16 protein-coding genes and 1 pseudogene are annotated in these 16427 nt (G+C 58.8%); 7 read left to right on the top strand and 10 right to left on the bottom strand.

Annotation, left to right across the window (positions count from 1 at the left end; translation table 11 throughout):
* Window positions 1-3: 3 nt before the first annotated feature.
* Window positions 4-936 carry an aspartate carbamoyltransferase gene (gene pyrB, locus L3068_RS02345; protein WP_014882307.1) on the bottom strand — a complete coding sequence of 311 codons (933 nt, stop codon included), beginning with the start codon at window positions 934-936 and terminating at the stop codon, window positions 4-6.
* A gap of 34 nt (window positions 937-970) precedes the next feature.
* Window positions 971-1075, bottom strand: a complete 105-nt coding sequence (locus L3068_RS02350) for a pyrBI operon leader peptide (protein ID WP_022646880.1) — start codon at window positions 1073-1075, stop codon at window positions 971-973.
* Between L3068_RS02350 and L3068_RS02355 the strand changes: the two are divergent.
* Window positions 1055-1172: pseudogene (locus tag L3068_RS02355) on the top strand (hypothetical protein). The gene L3068_RS02350 and the pseudogene L3068_RS02355 sit on opposite strands and share 21 nt — an antisense overlap.
* 3 nt (window positions 1173-1175) lie before the next feature.
* Here L3068_RS02355 and L3068_RS02360 read toward each other — a convergent pair.
* From L3068_RS02360 to arcA, 5 genes are all read right to left on the bottom strand, one after another.
* Complete coding sequence (locus tag L3068_RS02360; protein WP_045134438.1) at window positions 1176-1655, bottom strand: arginine repressor; 480 nt, start codon at window positions 1653-1655, stop codon at window positions 1176-1178.
* An 80-nt stretch (window positions 1656-1735) separates the two neighbouring features.
* Window positions 1736-3139: a YfcC family protein gene (locus L3068_RS02365; protein ID WP_117581636.1), complete on the bottom strand. Its 1404-nt coding sequence runs from the start codon at window positions 3137-3139 to the stop codon at window positions 1736-1738.
* A 47-nt stretch (window positions 3140-3186) separates the two neighbouring features.
* Window positions 3187-4191, bottom strand: a complete 1005-nt coding sequence (gene argF / locus L3068_RS02370) for an ornithine carbamoyltransferase (protein WP_059373014.1) — start codon at window positions 4189-4191, stop codon at window positions 3187-3189.
* Between the two features lie 26 nt (window positions 4192-4217).
* Window positions 4218-5129 carry a carbamate kinase gene (arcC, locus tag L3068_RS02375; protein WP_032637623.1) on the bottom strand — a complete coding sequence of 304 codons (912 nt, stop codon included), beginning with the start codon at window positions 5127-5129 and terminating at the stop codon, window positions 4218-4220.
* A 10-nt stretch (window positions 5130-5139) separates the two neighbouring features.
* Window positions 5140-6360 carry an arginine deiminase gene (gene arcA, locus L3068_RS02380; protein WP_014882312.1) on the bottom strand — a complete coding sequence of 407 codons (1221 nt, stop codon included), beginning with the start codon at window positions 6358-6360 and terminating at the stop codon, window positions 5140-5142.
* 675 nt (window positions 6361-7035) lie between these two features.
* On the opposite strand from arcA, the gene L3068_RS02385 reads away from it, so the two are divergent.
* From L3068_RS02385 to L3068_RS02405, 5 genes are all read left to right on the top strand, one after another.
* Entirely contained in the window at window positions 7036-7488 is a 453-nt protein-coding gene (locus L3068_RS02385; protein ID WP_117581638.1) for a YhcH/YjgK/YiaL family protein, read from the top strand.
* Window positions 7489-7733: 245 nt separating this feature from the next.
* Complete coding sequence (gene yagE, locus L3068_RS02390) at window positions 7734-8642, top strand: 2-keto-3-deoxygluconate aldolase (protein WP_117581640.1); 909 nt, start codon at window positions 7734-7736, stop codon at window positions 8640-8642.
* Between the two features lie 14 nt (window positions 8643-8656).
* On the top strand, window positions 8657-10624 hold the full coding sequence (gene yagF / locus L3068_RS02395; protein ID WP_014882315.1) for a xylonate dehydratase YagF: 1968 nt from the start codon (window positions 8657-8659) through the stop codon (window positions 10622-10624).
* Between the two features lie 224 nt (window positions 10625-10848).
* Complete coding sequence (locus tag L3068_RS02400; RefSeq protein ID WP_117581642.1) at window positions 10849-12231, top strand: MFS transporter; 1383 nt, start codon at window positions 10849-10851, stop codon at window positions 12229-12231.
* An 11-nt stretch (window positions 12232-12242) separates the two neighbouring features.
* A complete protein-coding gene (locus L3068_RS02405; RefSeq protein WP_117581644.1) occupies window positions 12243-13853 on the top strand; it encodes a glycoside hydrolase family 43 protein in 1611 nt (536 codons plus the stop codon).
* A 4-nt stretch (window positions 13854-13857) separates the two neighbouring features.
* Here L3068_RS02405 and xynR read toward each other — a convergent pair whose 3' ends face one another.
* From xynR to argL, 3 genes are all read right to left on the bottom strand, one after another.
* The gene (gene xynR / locus L3068_RS02410) at window positions 13858-14616 is read right to left on the bottom strand and encodes a DNA-binding transcriptional repressor XynR (protein WP_014882318.1); all 759 of its coding nucleotides are present in this window, start codon (window positions 14614-14616) and stop codon (window positions 13858-13860) included.
* Window positions 14617-14801: 185 nt separating this feature from the next.
* Window positions 14802-15806, bottom strand: coding sequence for an ornithine carbamoyltransferase (gene argF / locus L3068_RS02415; protein ID WP_058690291.1), 1005 nt, complete (start codon window positions 15804-15806; stop codon window positions 14802-14804).
* Entirely contained in the window at window positions 15776-15871 is a 96-nt protein-coding gene (gene argL, locus L3068_RS02420; protein ID WP_213014371.1) for a putative translational regulatory protein ArgL, read from the bottom strand. Before argL ends, argF (L3068_RS02415) begins: the two co-directional genes overlap by 31 nt.
* A 99-nt stretch (window positions 15872-15970) precedes the next feature.
* On the opposite strand from argL, the gene rraB reads away from it, so the two are divergent.
* On the top strand, window positions 15971-16396 hold the full coding sequence (rraB, locus tag L3068_RS02425) for a ribonuclease E inhibitor RraB (RefSeq protein ID WP_014882320.1): 426 nt from the start codon (window positions 15971-15973) through the stop codon (window positions 16394-16396).
* Window positions 16397-16427: the final 31 nt, after the last annotated feature.

Below are 16427 nucleotides of genomic sequence, written 5' to 3' on the forward strand. Positions count from 1 at the left end.
CCCTTACAGAGCTAAATCGCGATTCAGAACCAGTGCCAGTAACGCCTGGCGGGCGAAGATACCGTTCCCGGCCTGCTGGAAGTACCAGGCGTGCGGCGTTTTATCCACGTCTGTGGTGATCTCATCGATGCGCGGCAGCGGGTGCAGCACCTTCATGTTGTCGCGCGCGCCGTCGAGGTCGCTGGCGCGCAGGACAAACTGCGCCTTCACGTTGGCGTACTCGGAAGGATCCAGACGCTCTTTCTGCACGCGGGTCATGTAGAGAATATCCACGTGGCTCATCACCTCTTCGATGCTGGCGTGCAGGCTCCACGCAATGCCTTTTTCGTCCAGCATATCGAGAATGTACTGCGGCATCGCCAGCGCGTCTGGGGCGATGAAGAAGAAGCGGTTGCCGTTAAATTTCGCCAGCGCCTGGGTCAGGGAGTGGACGGTGCGGCCATATTTCAGGTCGCCGACCATGGCGATGTTCAGGTTCTCCAGCGTGCCCTGCGTCTCCTGAATGGTGAACAGATCCAGCAGGGTCTGCGTCGGATGCTGGTTAGCACCGTCCCCGGCGTTCAGTACCGGGATGCCGCCGGAAAACTCGGTCGCCAGGCGCGCCGCGCCCTCCTGCGGGTGGCGCATCACAATCGCGTCTACGTAGGTGCTGATCACTGAAATGGTATCCGCCAGGGTCTCGCCTTTTTTACCCAGCGACGTGTTGCTGCTGTCTGAGAAGCCCACCACGCTCGCGCCCAGGCGGTGCATGGAGGTTTCAAAGGAGAGGCGGGTGCGGGTCGAGGCTTCAAAGAAGCAGCTCGCAATCACCTTGTGCTTCAGCAGCTCCGGTTGCGGATTGGCCTTCAGTTTTGCCGCGGTTTCCAGAACCAGTTCCAGCTCTTCGCGGCTGAGGTCGTTTATGGAAATGATGTGTTTTTGATAAAGCGGATTCATGTTTATCTCCTGACGCCGGGCAAAAAAAAGCCCCTCAAATGAGGGGCTCTGGGAATAGATTAAGCAACGGGAAGAAAAACGGCAGGCCAGCGTCTGATTTCAGACGCGGTAAGACGTTATGTCGTACACGCTTGACCATGCTTCCTCCCGGCAAATTGTCGGGCATTATACGCAGCTCGTTTTGCGGATCAAGCGATTTAATGCACGCTTTACTCAATGCAAACGGTTCTTTATGAATATTAATGCGCTCTGAGTAAATAATTAATTTGTTTATGCACCAGCGCGGTGCGCTTCACCACCCGAGGGGCGACCCAGACGATACTGCTTCCGGCCACCACGCCTAAAATTTCCGGTAACTGGTGATAATCCAGGATACGCGCCACCGCGCGGCCATATCCGGCAACGGTATGGATAAGGATAAATTCGCTATTGTGCTCAACGCTCACCACCATTTCGGACACGGTGCGCGCGGCATCAGGAGCCGGGCGCAGCTGGGGATTCAGCGAATAAATCTTTAGCCCTTTGGCATTTCGAATTTTTATGACACCGAGCAACTTGAGCAGACGTGAAACGGTGGACTGGCTGATGGTCTCAAAACCCCGCTCCTGTAAGTCGCGGCGGATCTCCTCCTGAGAGAGATAGCCCTTTTCCGCGATCAGACGCTGGCAGACCGTTAGCTGTAGTTGCTCTTTGGGAGAGTACTCTTCGTAATCCATCATAGTTCCCATATCAGTTCCCGAAATAACCGGTGACACCGCACCGATCCACAGGCCGGATAAGCGCAGCGCCATCCGGCAAATTACAACAACGCCCCCAGACTTAACGCCACCATAATCACCACCGTTAAAATCCCCAGCAGCGGCGCGACCCATTTCAGATAGCGCACGTAAGGCACGCGGGCGATAGCCAGCCCGCCCATTACGACGGCAGAGGTGGGAGTGATCAGGTTAACGATACCGGACGCCGACTGGTAAGCCGTAACCACCAGGTCGCGGTTGACGTTAGCGAAATCGGCAAGAGGCGCCATGATCGGCATCGTCAGAACGGCCAGGCCGGACGAAGAAGGCACAAGAAACGACAGCACCACCTCCAGCCAGTACATCACGTTGATGAACGCTACCGTCGATAAGCCGGTAACCATTCCCTCGGCGCTGTGCAAAATGGTGTGGGTAATCATGCCCTTATCCATGATCACTACGATACCGCGCGCGATACCGATAATCAGCGCGACGCCCAGCAAATCTCGCGCGCCGTTGATAAAGGTTGAGGTCAGTTCCTCCTCGCTCATGCGGGCGATCAGGCCGACGATTATTGCACTGGCGAGAAACACCGCTGAGATCTCCGCCATCCACCAGCCGAGCACCGCCACGCCGTAGATCATGACCGCGAAGGCAAGGGCGAAAATCACCAGGATGATTTTGCGCACCGGGGTGAATTCCAGCGACTGTTCGCCCTTGTTGCCGAGGAAGTGGGCGAGGTTCTCCTCCTGTTTGTCCGCAACGATGGAGAGAGAGGGATCCTTGCGCACTTTACGGGCATAGCGCATCACCCACGCCACGCAGATGATCCACCCAATGACCAGCAGCGCGACGCGCAGGGCGATACCGTTGGTGAAGGGGATCCCGGCGGCGTTGGCGGCGATCACCGTCGCGAACGGGTTAATGGTGGAGCCAAGCGTGCCGATCCCGGCGCCGAGCAGCACGGTGGAGGCGGCTACCACCGGGTCGAAACGGGCGGCCAGCATCACCGGAACCAGCAGGGTATAGAACGGCAGGGACTCTTCGGCCATGCCGTAAATGGTGCCGCCTGCGGCAAACAGCGCCATCAGGATCGGGATCATCCACTCTTCGCGACCGCGCAACCGGGTGGTGACGCGTTCGATCCCGGCGTCAATGGCCCCGGTTTTGGTGACGATCCCAAGGAATCCCCCGATGATCAGTATAAACAGCGCAACGTCGATCGCCCCGGCCTGGCCGGACTCGGGATCGTACAACCCGGCAATCGGGGCCATCAGCACGGAAACCAGCCCCTGCGGATGGGCCGCTACGTGCGCATAGGTTCCGGCAATCGGCACGTCCTTGCCAAGCGCCTCGTTCATGGCCATGTGATACTGCCCGGCCGGAACAATCCACGTCAGGACGGCAACGACGGCAATCAGAAAAAAGAGAATGGTGTATGCGGAGGGAAATTTGAACTTGCCCATGATGTTCTCCTGAAACCCGGCGCACCCCGCGGCGCGCCGGGCGGTGATTAGTCGCCGAGTGTCGCCACCATGACCGCTTTAATGGTATGCATGCGGTTTTCTGCTTCATCAAAGACGATAGAGTTCGGGGATTCGAAGACCTCTTCCGTCACCTCCAGCCCTTTCAGGCCATAGGCCATTTCGATTTCGCGGCCCACTTTGGTGTGCTCGTTGTGGAACGCCGGCAGGCAGTGCATGAACTTGACGTTCGGGTTGCCGGTGGCTTTCATGACGTCCGCGTTGATTTGATACGGCTTCATCAGGCTGACGCGTTCGGCCCACGCCTCTTTCGGCTCGCCCATGGAGACCCACACGTCGGTGTAGAGGAAATCCGTCCCGCGCACGCCTTCTTCCACGTTGTCGGTCAGGGTGATGCGCGCGCCCGTTTCTTTCGCGATGGCACGGCACTGCTCAACCAGACCCGCTTCCGGCCAGAAGGATTTCGGTGCCACCAGGCGGATGTCCATCCCCATTTTGGCCGCGCCGACCATCAGGGAGTTGCCCATGTTGTTGCGTGCGTCGCCGAGATAAGCAAAGCTCAGCTCCGGCAGGGTTTTGCCCGGGGCGTGCTCCAGCATGGTCATCAGATCGGCGAGGATCTGCGTCGGATGGAATTCGTCGGTCAGGCCGTTCCACACCGGTACACCCGCGTATTCACCCAGCTCTTCAACAATCGCCTGGCCGTAGCCGCGGTATTCGATACCGTCATACATACGCCCCAACACGCGGGCGGTGTCTTTCATCGACTCTTTATGGCCGATCTGCGACCCGCTTGGGCCGAGGTAGGTCACCTGCGCACCCTGGTCAAACGCGCCCACTTCGAAGGCGCAGCGGGTGCGGGTGGAGGTTTTTTCAAAGATCAGGGCGATGTTTTTGCCGACCAGGGTTTGCTTTTCGCGTCCGGCTTTTTTGGCCGCTTTCAGCTCGATGGCGAGGTCGATCAGGTACTGGATCTCCGCCGGGGTGTAGTCCAGCAGTTTCAGAAAGTTGCGGTTTTTCAGGTTGATGGTCATATGGGAAATCCTTTTTAAATGTATGTTCAGTTACGAATCAACGTGCCTTTCTCGCCCGCCAGAATCTCTGCCCCATCGGCCAGCGCGCCGATCCCGGCAATGCCGTTGCAGGCTTCAACAAACTCGCGGCAGGCGGCCACTTTCGGCCCCATCGATCCGGCGTCAAACTGCATGCCTCTGAGCAGTTCTGGCGTCACCTGCGCCAGCGGGCGCTGGGTCGGTTTTCCCCAGTCGAGGTACACCGCGTCGGCATCGGTGAGGATCAGCAGGGCGTCGGCCTCAATCTGGCGCGCCAGCAGGGCGGCGGAGAGGTCTTTATCGATCACCGCCTCAATGCCGTGATAGCCGTTGGCGTTTTCCACCACCGGCACGCCGCCGCCGCCGTTGCAGATCACCAGGTGGTCGCGCTGGATCAGCGCCGTGATGGCGTCGCTCTCGACGATGCGTTTCGGCTGCGGTGACGGCACCACGCGACGGAAGTAGCTGCCGTCGGCCTTAAACACCCAGCCTTTTTCCGCGGCCAGCGTTTTTGCCTGGGCTTCGCTGTACACCGGGCCGATGTATTTGGTCGGGTTGCTGAACGCCGGGTCGGCGGCGTCCACTTCCACTTGCGTAAGCAGGACGCTCACCTCACGCTGCGGCAGGCTGTTTTTCAGCGCCTGCTGGAGCATGTAGCCGATCATCCCCTGGCTTTCGGCACCAAGAACGTCCAGTGGGTAAGGGGTCACTTTGTCGTAGGCGCTGTTCTGCAGCGCCAGCAGCCCGACCTGTGGACCGTTGCCGTGGACCAGCACCACGCGCCACTGCGCCGTGAGCCCAGCGATGGTGCGGGCGGCCTGCTCAATGTTCTGGCGCTGGATCTCTGCTTCCAGCGGCTCGCCGCGCTTCAGCAGCGCGTTGCCGCCAAGGGCCACAACCAGAGTGGGTTTTCGTTCCATGATGGCTCCTTTAAATTCCGTCGCGTTCCAGTGGGCAGCTCATGCAGCGTGCGCCGCCGCGGCCGCGTCCCAGCTCATCGCCCGGGATGGGCAGCACGGTGATGCCGGCTTTGTCGTACTTCTCGTTAGTCCAGACGTTGCGTTCGTAGCCAATCACCACGCCGGGACGGATGGTCAGAACGTTGTTGGCGTCATTCCACTGTTCGCGTTCGGCTTCAAAGGCGTCGCCGCCGGTGGTGATCAGGCGCACCTGGTTAATGCCGAGCGCTTTCTCGATGGCGTGCAGCAGGTCGGTTTCCTGGGTACGTTGCAGGCCGCCGCGCCCGTCCGGGGTGAGCGTCCAGCACTGGGCGTCTTTGCGCACCACTTCCGGGTAGACGGAGAAAGTGTCCACGTCGATGTGGGTCATCACGGTGTCGAGGTGCATGCAGGAGCGGTGTTTTGGCAGCTCAACGGCGATCACGCGCTCGGCCTGGCGGTGTTTGAACAGGCTGTTGGCGAGGAACTCCACGCCCTGCGGCGTCGTGCGTTCAGACATGCCGATCAATACCGCCCCGCGACCAATCACTAATACGTCGCCGCCTTCCAGGGTGGCATGATCGTAATTAATATTTTCGTCGCCGAAATACTTTATAAAATCGCCGTCGGCAAATGCCGGATGCCAGCGATATATTGCCCGAAGGTTATTAGTTTCACGCTGACGGGCGGGTTTAGCCATCGGGTTAATGGACACGCCGTTATAAATCCAGCAGGAAGTGTCGCGGGTAAATAAATGGTTCGGCAGCGGCTTCATAATAAAGTCATTGGCCGTGTGGGTATCTACCACCATATTTTTGATGGCCGCCGGAATTTCGCCGTAGGTTAATCCGCCGCTTAATCTGCGCGCCAGTTCACGGTGCGGCATGTCCGCCAGCCAGCCGCGCACGTCGCCCGCAAAGGTAGGCCCGAGGCGATAGTCCGAGATTTGCGTCTCCAGCAGCCAGGCTTTCGCTTCAGTAATATCAAGCGTTTGTGTCAGGAGGTCGGTTAACAGCAGGACTTCCACACCCTGCTCGCGCAGCGTGTTTGCGAAGATATCATGCTCTTCGCCCGCCCGTTCAACCGAGAGCACATCATCGAAAAGCAGTTCCTGACAATTCGATGGCGTTAAACGTTTCAGACTTAAATTTGGGCGGTGCAGCATAACGCTACGCAATTGACCAATTTCAGAACCGACGTAATGCTTTTCCATAATTATTCCTTTAACTGTTTTTCAGAATAAAAAGGGCATGCGCCATGTGATGTGTTTAATTTCATGGCGGCTAAGCTCAATTGATTTCGAGGTTCATATTAGGCGGTTAAATAATCATTATTGTGATGCAGTTCACGCGAAAATGGATATTAAGGTGTTTGTTTTCATTTGCATGATTCGCATCAGATAATGATTAATTTCATATTATTGGCACGTGAATAGCTAAGCAGCATTCGGTGGCAATATTTGTATTTGTTATTATTTTGTAGAATTTAATGTTTCGAAATAATTAGTTATATCATTGATTTTAAAAGTTAAAATTTGGTGGCGGGAATAGCTATGCAATAATGGCAGTTAACTATTTTTGACTTAAGGAAAATCCATAAATAATTATGAGTTTATAAAGGAAATTATTAAAGTGATAAAATGTGATACGGCAGCAGGTTTTGTGATTTACGCTTTCGATTCAGGAGGTTATGTTGGCGCTATCGCGCGCGCGAAATGAGGTTATGCATAACCGCTGCATAATTGCCTGTGTGTGATTAACAGTGAATTAACACCTTTCCCGATAAACATGCGCTCGCGCAAAGGTCACAGAAAAAGGACTGGTATGGCAGCGCGAACTCTCGTATAAAAGACAAAAATGAAACGTTGTTTTACATTGAGGGTTTTCTCATGATCATCGGCAACATCCACCATCTCCAGCCCTGGCTGCCTGACGAGCTGCGCCAGGCCATTGACTATATAAAGCGCCACGTCACCGACGCAACGCCGCCCGGCAAGCATGATATCGATGGCAACACTCTGTTTTATCTGGTCTCGGAAGACATGACTCAGCCGTTTGCTGAACGCCGCGCAGAGTTTCATGCGCGCTATCTGGACATCCAGATCGTGATGAAGGGTCAGGAAGGGATGACCTTCAGCACCCTGCCGCACGGTACGCCGGATACCGACTGGCTGGCGGACAAAGACATCGCGTTCCTGCCGGAAGGCGAGCAGGAGAAAACCGTGGTGCTGAGCGAAGGGGATTTTGTGGTGTTCTGGCCTGGCGAAGTCCATAAGCCGCTGTGCGCGGCGGGGGCGCCTGCCAGGGTGCGAAAAGTCGTGGTGAAAATGCTGATTGAATAACCCTTTACCCCTCACCCTAACCCTCTCCCCACAGGGGAGAGGGGACTGCACCGAGCCGTCTTTTCTCCCTCGCCCCTTTGGGGAGAGGGTCGGGGTGAGGGGGACAATCTGTGATCCAGCTTAAATTTCCCGCACTCCCTCCTCATCTCCCATTTACCTGCGCTTTTTCTGCGTCATAGTATGATCGTTAAATTATTGAACGCTGTTCTATAATGTAGAACAAAGTGATTCAGCAAGGAGATCTCATGCCGCAGCCTGTGTTGTTTACGGGAATCATTCCCCCTGTCTCCACCATTTTTACCGCCGATGGCCAGCTCGATAAGCAGGGCACCGCCGCGCTGATCGACGATCTGATCGCCGCAGGCGTTGATGGCCTGTTCTTCCTCGGCAGCGGCGGCGAATTCTCCCAGCTCAACGCCGAAGAGCGTAAAACCATTGCCCGCTTTGCTATCGAACATGTCGATCGTCGCGTGCCGGTTCTGATCGGCACCGGCGGCACCAACGCCCGGGAAACCATTGAACTGAGCCAGCACGCGCAGCAGGCGGGCGCGGACGGCATCGTGGTCATCAACCCCTACTACTGGAAAGTCTCGGAAGCGAACCTGATTCGCTATTTCGAACAGGTGGCCGACAGCGTCACGCTGCCGGTGATGCTCTATAACTTCCCGGCGCTGACCGGGCAGGATCTCACGCCAGCGCTGGTGAAAACCCTCGCCGACTCGCGCAGCAACATCGTAGGCATTAAAGACACCATCGACTCCGTCGCCCATCTGCGCAGCATGATCCACACCGTCAAAGCGGCCCACCCACACTTCACCGTGCTGTGTGGTTACGACGATCATCTGTTCAATACCCTGCTGCTCGGCGGCGACGGGGCGATCTCGGCGAGCGGCAACTTTGCGCCGCAGGTGTCGGTAAATCTTCTGAAAGCCTGGCGCGATAAGGACGTGGCGAAAGCGGCTGAGTATCATCAGACCTTGCTGCAAATCCCGCAGCTGTATCAGCTGGATACGCCGTTCGTGAACGTCATTAAAGAGGCGATTGTACTTTGCGGTCGCCCGATCTCCACGCACGTGCTGCCGCCCGCTTCACCGCTGGACGAGCCGCGCAAGGCGCAGCTGAAATCCCTGCTGCAACAGCTCAAGCTCTGCTGAGCCGGAAGATAACCATGACCATCGAGAAAATTTTCACCCCACAGGACGATGCGTTTTACGCGGTGATCACCCACGCGGCGGGGCCGCAGGGCGCGCTGCCGCTGACCCCGCAGATGCTGATGGAATCCCCCAGCGGCAACCTGTTCGGCATGACGCAAAACGCCGGGATGGGCTGGGACGCCAACAGGCTGACCGGCAAAGAGGTGCTGATCATCGGTACCCAGGGCGGCATCCGCGCCGGGGACGGACGCCCGGTTGCGCTGGGCTACCACACCGGGCACTGGGAAATTGGCATGCAGATGCAGGCGGCAGCGAAGGAGATCACCCGCAACGGTGGGATCCCGTTCGCGGCCTTCGTCAGCGACCCGTGCGACGGGCGCTCTCAGGGCACGCACGGCATGTTCGACTCCCTGCCGTACCGCAACGACGCGGCGATCGTGTTTCGTCGTCTGATCCGCTCCCTGCCGACGCGCCGGGCGGTGATCGGCGTGGCAACCTGCGATAAAGGGCTGCCTGCGACCATGATCGCGCTGGCCGCCATGCACGATCTGCCGACCATTCTGGTGCCGGGCGGCGCGACGCTGCCGCCGACCGTGGGTGAAGATGCGGGCAAGGTGCAGACCATTGGCGCGCGCTTTGCCAACCACGAGCTGTCGTTGCAGGAGGCCGCCGAGCTGGGCTGTCGCGCCTGCGCGTCGCCGGGCGGCGGGTGTCAGTTTCTCGGCACGGCGGGCACCTCTCAGGTGGTTGCGGAAGCGCTGGGTCTGGCACTGCCGCACTCCGCGCTGGCACCGTCCGGGCAGGCGGTGTGGCTGGAGATCGCCCGCCAGTCGGCGCGGGCGGTGAGCGAGCTGGATAACCGCGGCATCACCACGCGCGATATCCTCACCGATAAGGCCATCGAAAACGCCATGGTGCTCCACGCGGCGTTCGGCGGTTCCACCAATTTACTGCTGCACATACCGGCCATCGCCCACGCGGCGGGCTGCACCCTTCCTGACGTCGCGCACTGGACGCGCATCAACCGTAAAGTTCCGCGCCTGGTGAGCGTCCTGCCCAACGGCCCGGACTACCATCCGACCGTGCGCGCGTTCCTGGCAGGCGGCGTGCCGGAGGTGATGCTCCACCTGCGCGATCTCGGCCTGCTGCATCTGGATGCCATGACCGTGACCGGCCAGACGGTGGGCGAGAACCTCGACTGGTGGCAGGCCTCGGAACGTCGGGCGCGCTTCCGTCAGTGCCTGCGCGAGCAGGACGGCGTCGATCCGGATGACGTGATCCTGCCGCCCGAGAAGGCCAAAGCGAAAGGGCTGACCTCAACGGTCTGCTTCCCGACGGGCAACATTGCGCCGGAAGGATCGGTGATCAAGGCCACGGCGATCGACCCGTCGGTGGTCGGTGACGATGGCGTTTACCGCCACACCGGCCGGGCGCGGGTGTTTGTCTCAGAAGCGCAGGCGATTAAGGCCATCAAGCGGGAAGAGATTCAGCAGGGCGATATCATGGTGGTTATCGGCGGCGGGCCGTCCGGCACCGGCATGGAAGAGACCTACCAGCTCACCTCCGCGCTGAAGCATATTTCGTGGGGCAAAACGGTATCGCTGATTACCGATGCGCGCTTCTCGGGCGTGTCGACGGGCGCATGCTTCGGGCACGTGTCGCCGGAGGCGCTGGCGGGCGGGCCGATCGGCAAATTGCGCGATAACGACATCATTGAGATTGCCGTGGATCGTATGACCCTGACGGGCAGCGTGAACTTTATCGGCACGGCGGACACCCCGCTGACGCCGGAAGAGGGCGCGCGCGAGCTGGCACGGCGGCAGACGCATCCGGACCTGCACGCCCACGACTTTTTGCCAGACGATACGCGGCTATGGGCAGCATTGCAGTCGGTGAGCGGCGGCACCTGGAAAGGCTGTATTTATGACACCGATAAAATTATTGAGGTAATTAACGCCGGTAAAAAAGCGCTCGGCATTTAATTATTTCCAGGAAAAAACGTCTGCGGAAAATATTCCGCGGACGGCTTTCGCGTTTCTGTAATTTATTAATTTAAACAATCAGTTGCGATATATCGCTGGCGTCACAAAAGCAAAATAACATAATTCAGAAATAAGATATGACCATTGCTGGTTAATTGAACAGCTCATTACACTCCATTAACACGATGTTGTTATTCAGCACACGACATAAGGGTGTAATTCTGATGACGCAATTAACCATGAAAGACAAAATTGGCTATGGGCTGGGTGACACCGCCTGCGGCTTCGTCTGGCAGGCCACGATGTTTCTGCTGGCCTATTTCTATACCGACGTCTTCGGCCTGTCGGCGGGCATTATGGGCACGCTGTTTTTGGTCTCCCGCGTGCTCGACGCCGTCACCGACCCGCTGATGGGGCTGCTGGTTGACCGCACCCGCACGCGGCACGGCCAGTTCCGCCCGTTCCTGCTGTGGGGCGCGATCCCGTTTGGCATCGTCTGCGTACTGACCTTCTACACGCCGGACTTCTCGGCGCAGGGCAAAATCATCTACGCCTGCGTGACCTACATTCTCCTGACCCTGGTCTACACCTTCGTTAACGTGCCGTACTGCGCCATGCCGGGCGTCATCACCGCTGACCCGAAAGAGCGTCACGCCCTGCAATCCTGGCGTTTCTTCCTGGCGGCGGCGGGTTCGCTCGCCATCAGCGGCATTGCCCTGCCGCTGGTGAGCATCATCGGCAAAGGGGACGAGCAGGTGGGCTATTTCGGCGCCATGTGCGTGCTGGGGCTGAGCGGCGTGGTGCTGCTCTACGTCTGCTTCTTTACCACCAAAGAGCGTTACACCTTTGAGGTGCAGCCGGGCTCGTCGGTGGCAAAAGATCTCAGGCTGCTGTTAGGCAACGGCCAGTGGCGCATTATGTGTGCCTTTAAGTTGATGGCGACCTGTTCCAACGTTGTGCGCGGCGGGGCGACCCTCTACTTCGTCAAATACGTGATGGATCACCCGGAGCTGGCGACCCAGTTTTTACTCTATGGCAGCCTCGCCACCATGTTCGGCTCGCTCTGCTCCTCCCGCATGCTGGGCCGCTTTGACCGCGTCACCGCCTTCAGGTGGATCATCGTCGCCTACTCGTTGATCAGCCTGCTGATTTTCGTCACCCCGGCGGAGCATATCGCCCTGATTTTCGCCCTCAACATTCTGTTCCTGTTCGTCTTTAACACCACCACGCCGCTCCAGTGGCTCATGGCCTCTGACGTGGTGGATTACGAGGAGAGCCGCAGCGGGCGCCGCCTCGACGGGCTGGTGTTCTCCACCTACCTGTTCAGCCTGAAGATTGGCCTGGCGATTGGCGGGGCGGTAGTGGGCTGGATCCTCGCGTACGTGAACTACTCCGCCAGCAGCAGCGTGCAGCCGGTTGAGGTGCTGACCACCATCAAAATTCTGTTCTGCGTGGTGCCGGTAGTGCTCTACGCGGGCATGTTCATCATGCTGTCGTTCTACAAACTCACCGACGCCCGCGTGGAGGCCATCAGCCAGCAGCTGATAAAGCACCGCACGGCCCAGGGTGAAGCCGTTCCCGACGCCGCGACAGCCGCATCCCATTAACCGGAGGCACTATGGAAATCACGAACCCGATACTCACCGGCTTCAACCCGGACCCGTCCCTCTGCCGCCAGGGCGAGGACTACTACATCGCCACCTCGACCTTCGAGTGGTTCCCGGGCGTGCGCATCTACCACTCCCGCGACCTGAAAAACTGGTCGCTGGTCAGCACCCCGCTGGACCGCGTGTCGATGCTGGACATGAAGGGCAACCCGGACTCCGGCGGCATCTGGGCGCCGTGCCTGAGCTATGCCGACGGCAAATTCTGGCTGCTCTACACCGACGTGAAGATTGTCGACTCGCCGTGGAAAAACGGCCGCAATTTCCTCGTCACCGCGCCGTCCATTGAGGGGCCGTGGAGCGAGCCGATCCCGATGGGCAACGGCGGGTTCGACCCGTCCCTGTTCCACGACGACGATGGCCGCAAATATTACCTTTACCGCCCGTGGGGGCCGCGCCACCACAGCAACCCGCACAACACCATCGTGATGCAGGCGTTCGATCCGCAGACCGGCACCCTCTCGCCGGAGCGTAAGACGCTGTTTACCGGCACGCCGCTCTGCTACACCGAAGGCGCGCACCTGTATCGCCACGCAGGATGGTACTACCTGATGGTTGCCGAAGGCGGCACCAGCTACGAACACGCCGTCGTGGTGCTGCGTTCAAAAACGATCGACGGGCCGTACGAGCTGCACCCGGACGTGACGATGATGACCAGCTGGCACCTGCCGGAGAACCCGCTGCAGAAGAGCGGCCACGGTTCGCTGCTGCAGACCCACACGGGGGAATGGTATATGGCCTACCTCACCAGCCGCCCGCTGCGCCTGCCCGGCGTGCCGCTGCTGGCCTCCGGCGGGCGCGGCTACTGCCCGCTGGGGCGCGAGACCGGCATCGCCCGCATTGAATGGCGCGACGGCTGGCCGTATGTCGAAGGTGGTAAGCACGCGCAGCTGACCGTGAAAGGTCCGCAGATTGCCGAGCAGCCCGCTGCCGTTCAGCACAGCTGGCGGGACGATTTTGACGCCAGTTCGCTTGACCCGGAGCTGCAAACCCTGCGCATTCCGTTCGACGACACCCTCGGCTCGCTCACCGCGCGCCCCGGCTATTTACGGCTCTACGGCAACGACTCGCTTAACTCGACCTTCACCCAGTCGACCGTGGCGCGCCGCTGGCAGCACTTCACCTTCCGGGCGGAGACGCGGATGCAGTTCTCGCCGGTCCACTTCCAGCAGAGCGCGGGGCTGACCTGCTACTACAACAGCAAAAACTGGAGCTACTGCTTTGTGGACTACGAGGAGGGGCAGGGGAGAACCATAAAGGTGATCCAGCTCGACCACAACGTGCCGTCATGGCCGCTGCACGAGCAGCCGATTCCGGTGCCGGAGAGTGCGCAGAGCGTCTGGCTGCGCGTCGATGTGGATACGCTGGTCTATCGCTACAGCTACTCGTTCGACGGCGAGACGTGGCACACCGTGCCGGTAACCTATGAGGCGTGGAAACTATCGGACGACTACATCGGCGGGCGCGGCTTCTTCACCGGCGCATTTGTGGGGCTGCACTGCGAGGACATTAGCGGTGACGGCTGCCACGCGGACTTCGACTACTTTACCTACGAGCCGCTGTAGCGGCTCAGGCCGGGTAGCCCAGCGCGCGTGAGAGCTGGAGCCCGGCCTGCTGAAGCTGCTCGCGGAAATTAGCCAGCTCGGCGTCGTCCACGCGCGAGGTCAGCGTCGACAGGCTCAGGGCGGCAATCACGCGTGACTCATGGTTCCACACCGGCACCGCCACGCAGCGCACGCCCTGCTCGTTCTCTTCGCTGTCCAGGGCGTAGCCTTGTTCGCGGGTTTTTTTCAGCGCATCCACCAACGCTTCGCGGGTGGCAAGAGTGGAAGGGGTAAAGGTAGTGTACTGATAGCCCTCCAGCAGGGCGTTCAGCTCGGCCTCGCCCAGCCAGGCAATCAACACCTTGCCGATGGCGGTGGCATGAACCGGCAGGCGACGGCCAATGCGCGAATAGGCGATGGCGGCCAGCTTGCCTTCAATCTTCTCGATATAGACCCCTTCACGCCCGTCCAGGATCCCCAGATGGGTGGTCTGCCCGGTCCGCCGGGAAAGATCCGTCAGCCAGCCTTTTGCCTTCTGACGAATATCCATTGAGCCCACGACGAAATGGCCGCGCTCGACCAGCTTCATGCCGAGGCGATATTTACCGTTCTCTGGGTTCTGATCGATATAGCCGTGAAGCTGCAGGGTTTTCAGCAGCGAATGGAGGGTACTTTTGCTCAGCCCCATCAGTTTGCTGATGTCGGTGATCTTAAGCTCGGTGGCCTGCTCGTTGAAGAGGTCGAGGATCTGCAACGCACGTTCAACAGACTGAATAATCGGCATAATGCTGGCATGTCCACGCTGGAATTAAGGCGAAAACGTACCTTTTTTGGGGTGAAAAATCAATTGAGCAGGCCTGATTTGCCCGGCGGCGCTTCGCTTGCACGGGCCTACGGGTTTTGTAGGCCGGGTAAGCGCAGCGTCACCCGGCAAGAAGAGCGCACCGAATAAAAATGTGGGAGAGAGGATCACTCCCCAAGCGTCGCCACCATCACCGCCTTAATCGTATGCATCCGGTTTTCTGCCTGGTCGAACACGATGCTCGCCGCCGACTCAAACACCTCGTCCGTCACCTCCATCCCGCCGTGCAGATCGAACTCCTTCGCCATCTGCTTGCCGAGCGTGGTCTGGTCGTCATGGAACGCCGGCAGACAGTGCAGGAACTTGACGTTCGGGTTGCCGGTCAGCGCCATCATCTGCGCGTTCACCTGATACCCGCGCAGCAGCGCAATCCGCTCCGCCCACTTCTCTTTGGCTTCGCCCATCGACACCCACACGTCGGTATAGATAAAGTCCGCGCCCTTCACGCCGGCCGCCACGTCTTCCGTCAGGGTGATTTTGCCGCCGTGCTTCTCTGACAGCGCGCTGCACTCCGCTACCAGGCTCTCTTCCGGCCAGCAGGCTTTCGGGGCCACCAGACGCAGATCCAGCCCGGTCAGCGCCGCCGCTTCCAGCATCGAGTTGCCCATGTTGTTGCGCGCGTCGCCCGCGTAGACCAGCGTCATCTCGTTAAACGCTTTGCCCGGCAGGTGCTCCTGCATGGTCAGCAGGTCCGCCAGCAGCTGCGTCGGGTGGAACTCGTTGGTCAGGCCGTTCCACACCGGCACGCCCGCATATTGTGCCAGCGTTTCGACCACGTCCTGGCCGTGGCCGCGATACTGAATGCCGTCGTACATCCGCCCGAGCACCCGTGCGGTGTCCTTAATTGACTCTTTATGCCCAATCTGGCTGCCGCTCGGCCCTAAATAGGTGACGTGTGCGCCCTGGTCAAATGCGGCAACTTCGAAAGAGCATCGTGTACGGGTCGAGTCTTTTTCGAAGATGAGCGCGATGTTTTTACCAGTAAGCTTTTGTACTTCCTTGCCCTTTTTTTTATCGGCTTTGAGCTGTGCGGCAAGAGTCAGCAGAGAAGTGAACTGTGCAGGGGTAAAGTCGAGCAATTTCAGAAAGTGTTTCTTGTACAAATCGGACATTTTATCCTCGCCTGGCGAACGCCACTTATTGAATTAAAATTCACTTTATATGTGTAATTATTCATTTGCAACCCCGTTTCACAATTCTTTCTTACAAAGGTGGAGGCAAACCCGTCCGTGTGTGAAAATAGAAGTATCTGCCGCACTTTAAAGAGGATTGAGCCATGGCAAACCCGGAACACCTGGAAGAGCAACGCGAAGAGACGCGTCTGATTATTGAAGAGCTGCTGGAAGACGGTAGCGATCCGGACGCGCTGTACACCATCGAGCACCATTTCTCTGCGGATGATTTCGACGCGCTGGAAAAAATGGCGGTGGAAGCCTTCAAGCTGGGTTACGAAGTGACCGAGCCGGAAGAGCTGGAAGTGGAAGAGGGCGACACCGTTATCTGCTGCGACATCCTGAGCGAAGGCGCGCTGAAGGCGGAGCTTATCGACGCGCAGGTAGAACAGCTGATGAACCTGGCCGAGAAGTTTGAGGTGGAGTACGACGGCTGGGGAACCTACTTCGAAGATCCGAACGGTGAAGACGGCGAAGAAGGCGACGACGAAGATTACGTCGACGAAGACGACGACGGCGTGCGTCACTAAGCGTTTCAGGCGGTGGCGCACGCCACCGCTT

It is taken from the genome of Enterobacter cloacae complex sp. ECL414 (genome assembly GCF_021869685.1).
Classification (GTDB): domain Bacteria; phylum Pseudomonadota; class Gammaproteobacteria; order Enterobacterales; family Enterobacteriaceae; genus Enterobacter; species Enterobacter kobei.

What these genes read in the sequence shown, in the direction of transcription:
- pyrB (WP_014882307.1), bottom strand. Translation starts at nt 936, where the DNA reads ATGAATCCGCTTTATCAAAAACACATCATTTCCATAAACGACCTCAGC.
- L3068_RS02350 (WP_022646880.1), bottom strand. Translation starts at nt 1,075, where the DNA reads ATGGTCAAGCGTGTACGACATAACGTCTTACCGCGTCTGAAATCAGAC.
- L3068_RS02360 (WP_045134438.1), bottom strand. Translation starts at nt 1,655, where the DNA reads ATGATGGATTACGAAGAGTACTCTCCCAAAGAGCAACTACAGCTAACG.
- L3068_RS02365 (WP_117581636.1), bottom strand. Translation starts at nt 3,139, where the DNA reads ATGGGCAAGTTCAAATTTCCCTCCGCATACACCATTCTCTTTTTTCTG.
- argF (WP_059373014.1), bottom strand. Translation starts at nt 4,191, where the DNA reads ATGACCATCAACCTGAAAAACCGCAACTTTCTGAAACTGCTGGACTAC.
- arcC (WP_032637623.1), bottom strand. Translation starts at nt 5,129, where the DNA reads ATGGAACGAAAACCCACTCTGGTTGTGGCCCTTGGCGGCAACGCGCTG.
- arcA (WP_014882312.1), bottom strand. Translation starts at nt 6,360, where the DNA reads ATGGAAAAGCATTACGTCGGTTCTGAAATTGGTCAATTGCGTAGCGTT.
- L3068_RS02385 (WP_117581638.1), top strand. Translation starts at nt 7,036, where the DNA reads ATGATCATCGGCAACATCCACCATCTCCAGCCCTGGCTGCCTGACGAG.
- yagE (WP_117581640.1), top strand. Translation starts at nt 7,734, where the DNA reads ATGCCGCAGCCTGTGTTGTTTACGGGAATCATTCCCCCTGTCTCCACC.
- yagF (WP_014882315.1), top strand. Translation starts at nt 8,657, where the DNA reads ATGACCATCGAGAAAATTTTCACCCCACAGGACGATGCGTTTTACGCG.
- L3068_RS02400 (WP_117581642.1), top strand. Translation starts at nt 10,849, where the DNA reads ATGACGCAATTAACCATGAAAGACAAAATTGGCTATGGGCTGGGTGAC.
- L3068_RS02405 (WP_117581644.1), top strand. Translation starts at nt 12,243, where the DNA reads ATGGAAATCACGAACCCGATACTCACCGGCTTCAACCCGGACCCGTCC.
- xynR (WP_014882318.1), bottom strand. Translation starts at nt 14,616, where the DNA reads ATGCCGATTATTCAGTCTGTTGAACGTGCGTTGCAGATCCTCGACCTC.
- argF (WP_058690291.1), bottom strand. Translation starts at nt 15,806, where the DNA reads ATGTCCGATTTGTACAAGAAACACTTTCTGAAATTGCTCGACTTTACC.
- argL (WP_213014371.1), bottom strand. Translation starts at nt 15,871, where the DNA reads ATGAATAATTACACATATAAAGTGAATTTTAATTCAATAAGTGGCGTT.
- rraB (WP_014882320.1), top strand. Translation starts at nt 15,971, where the DNA reads ATGGCAAACCCGGAACACCTGGAAGAGCAACGCGAAGAGACGCGTCTG.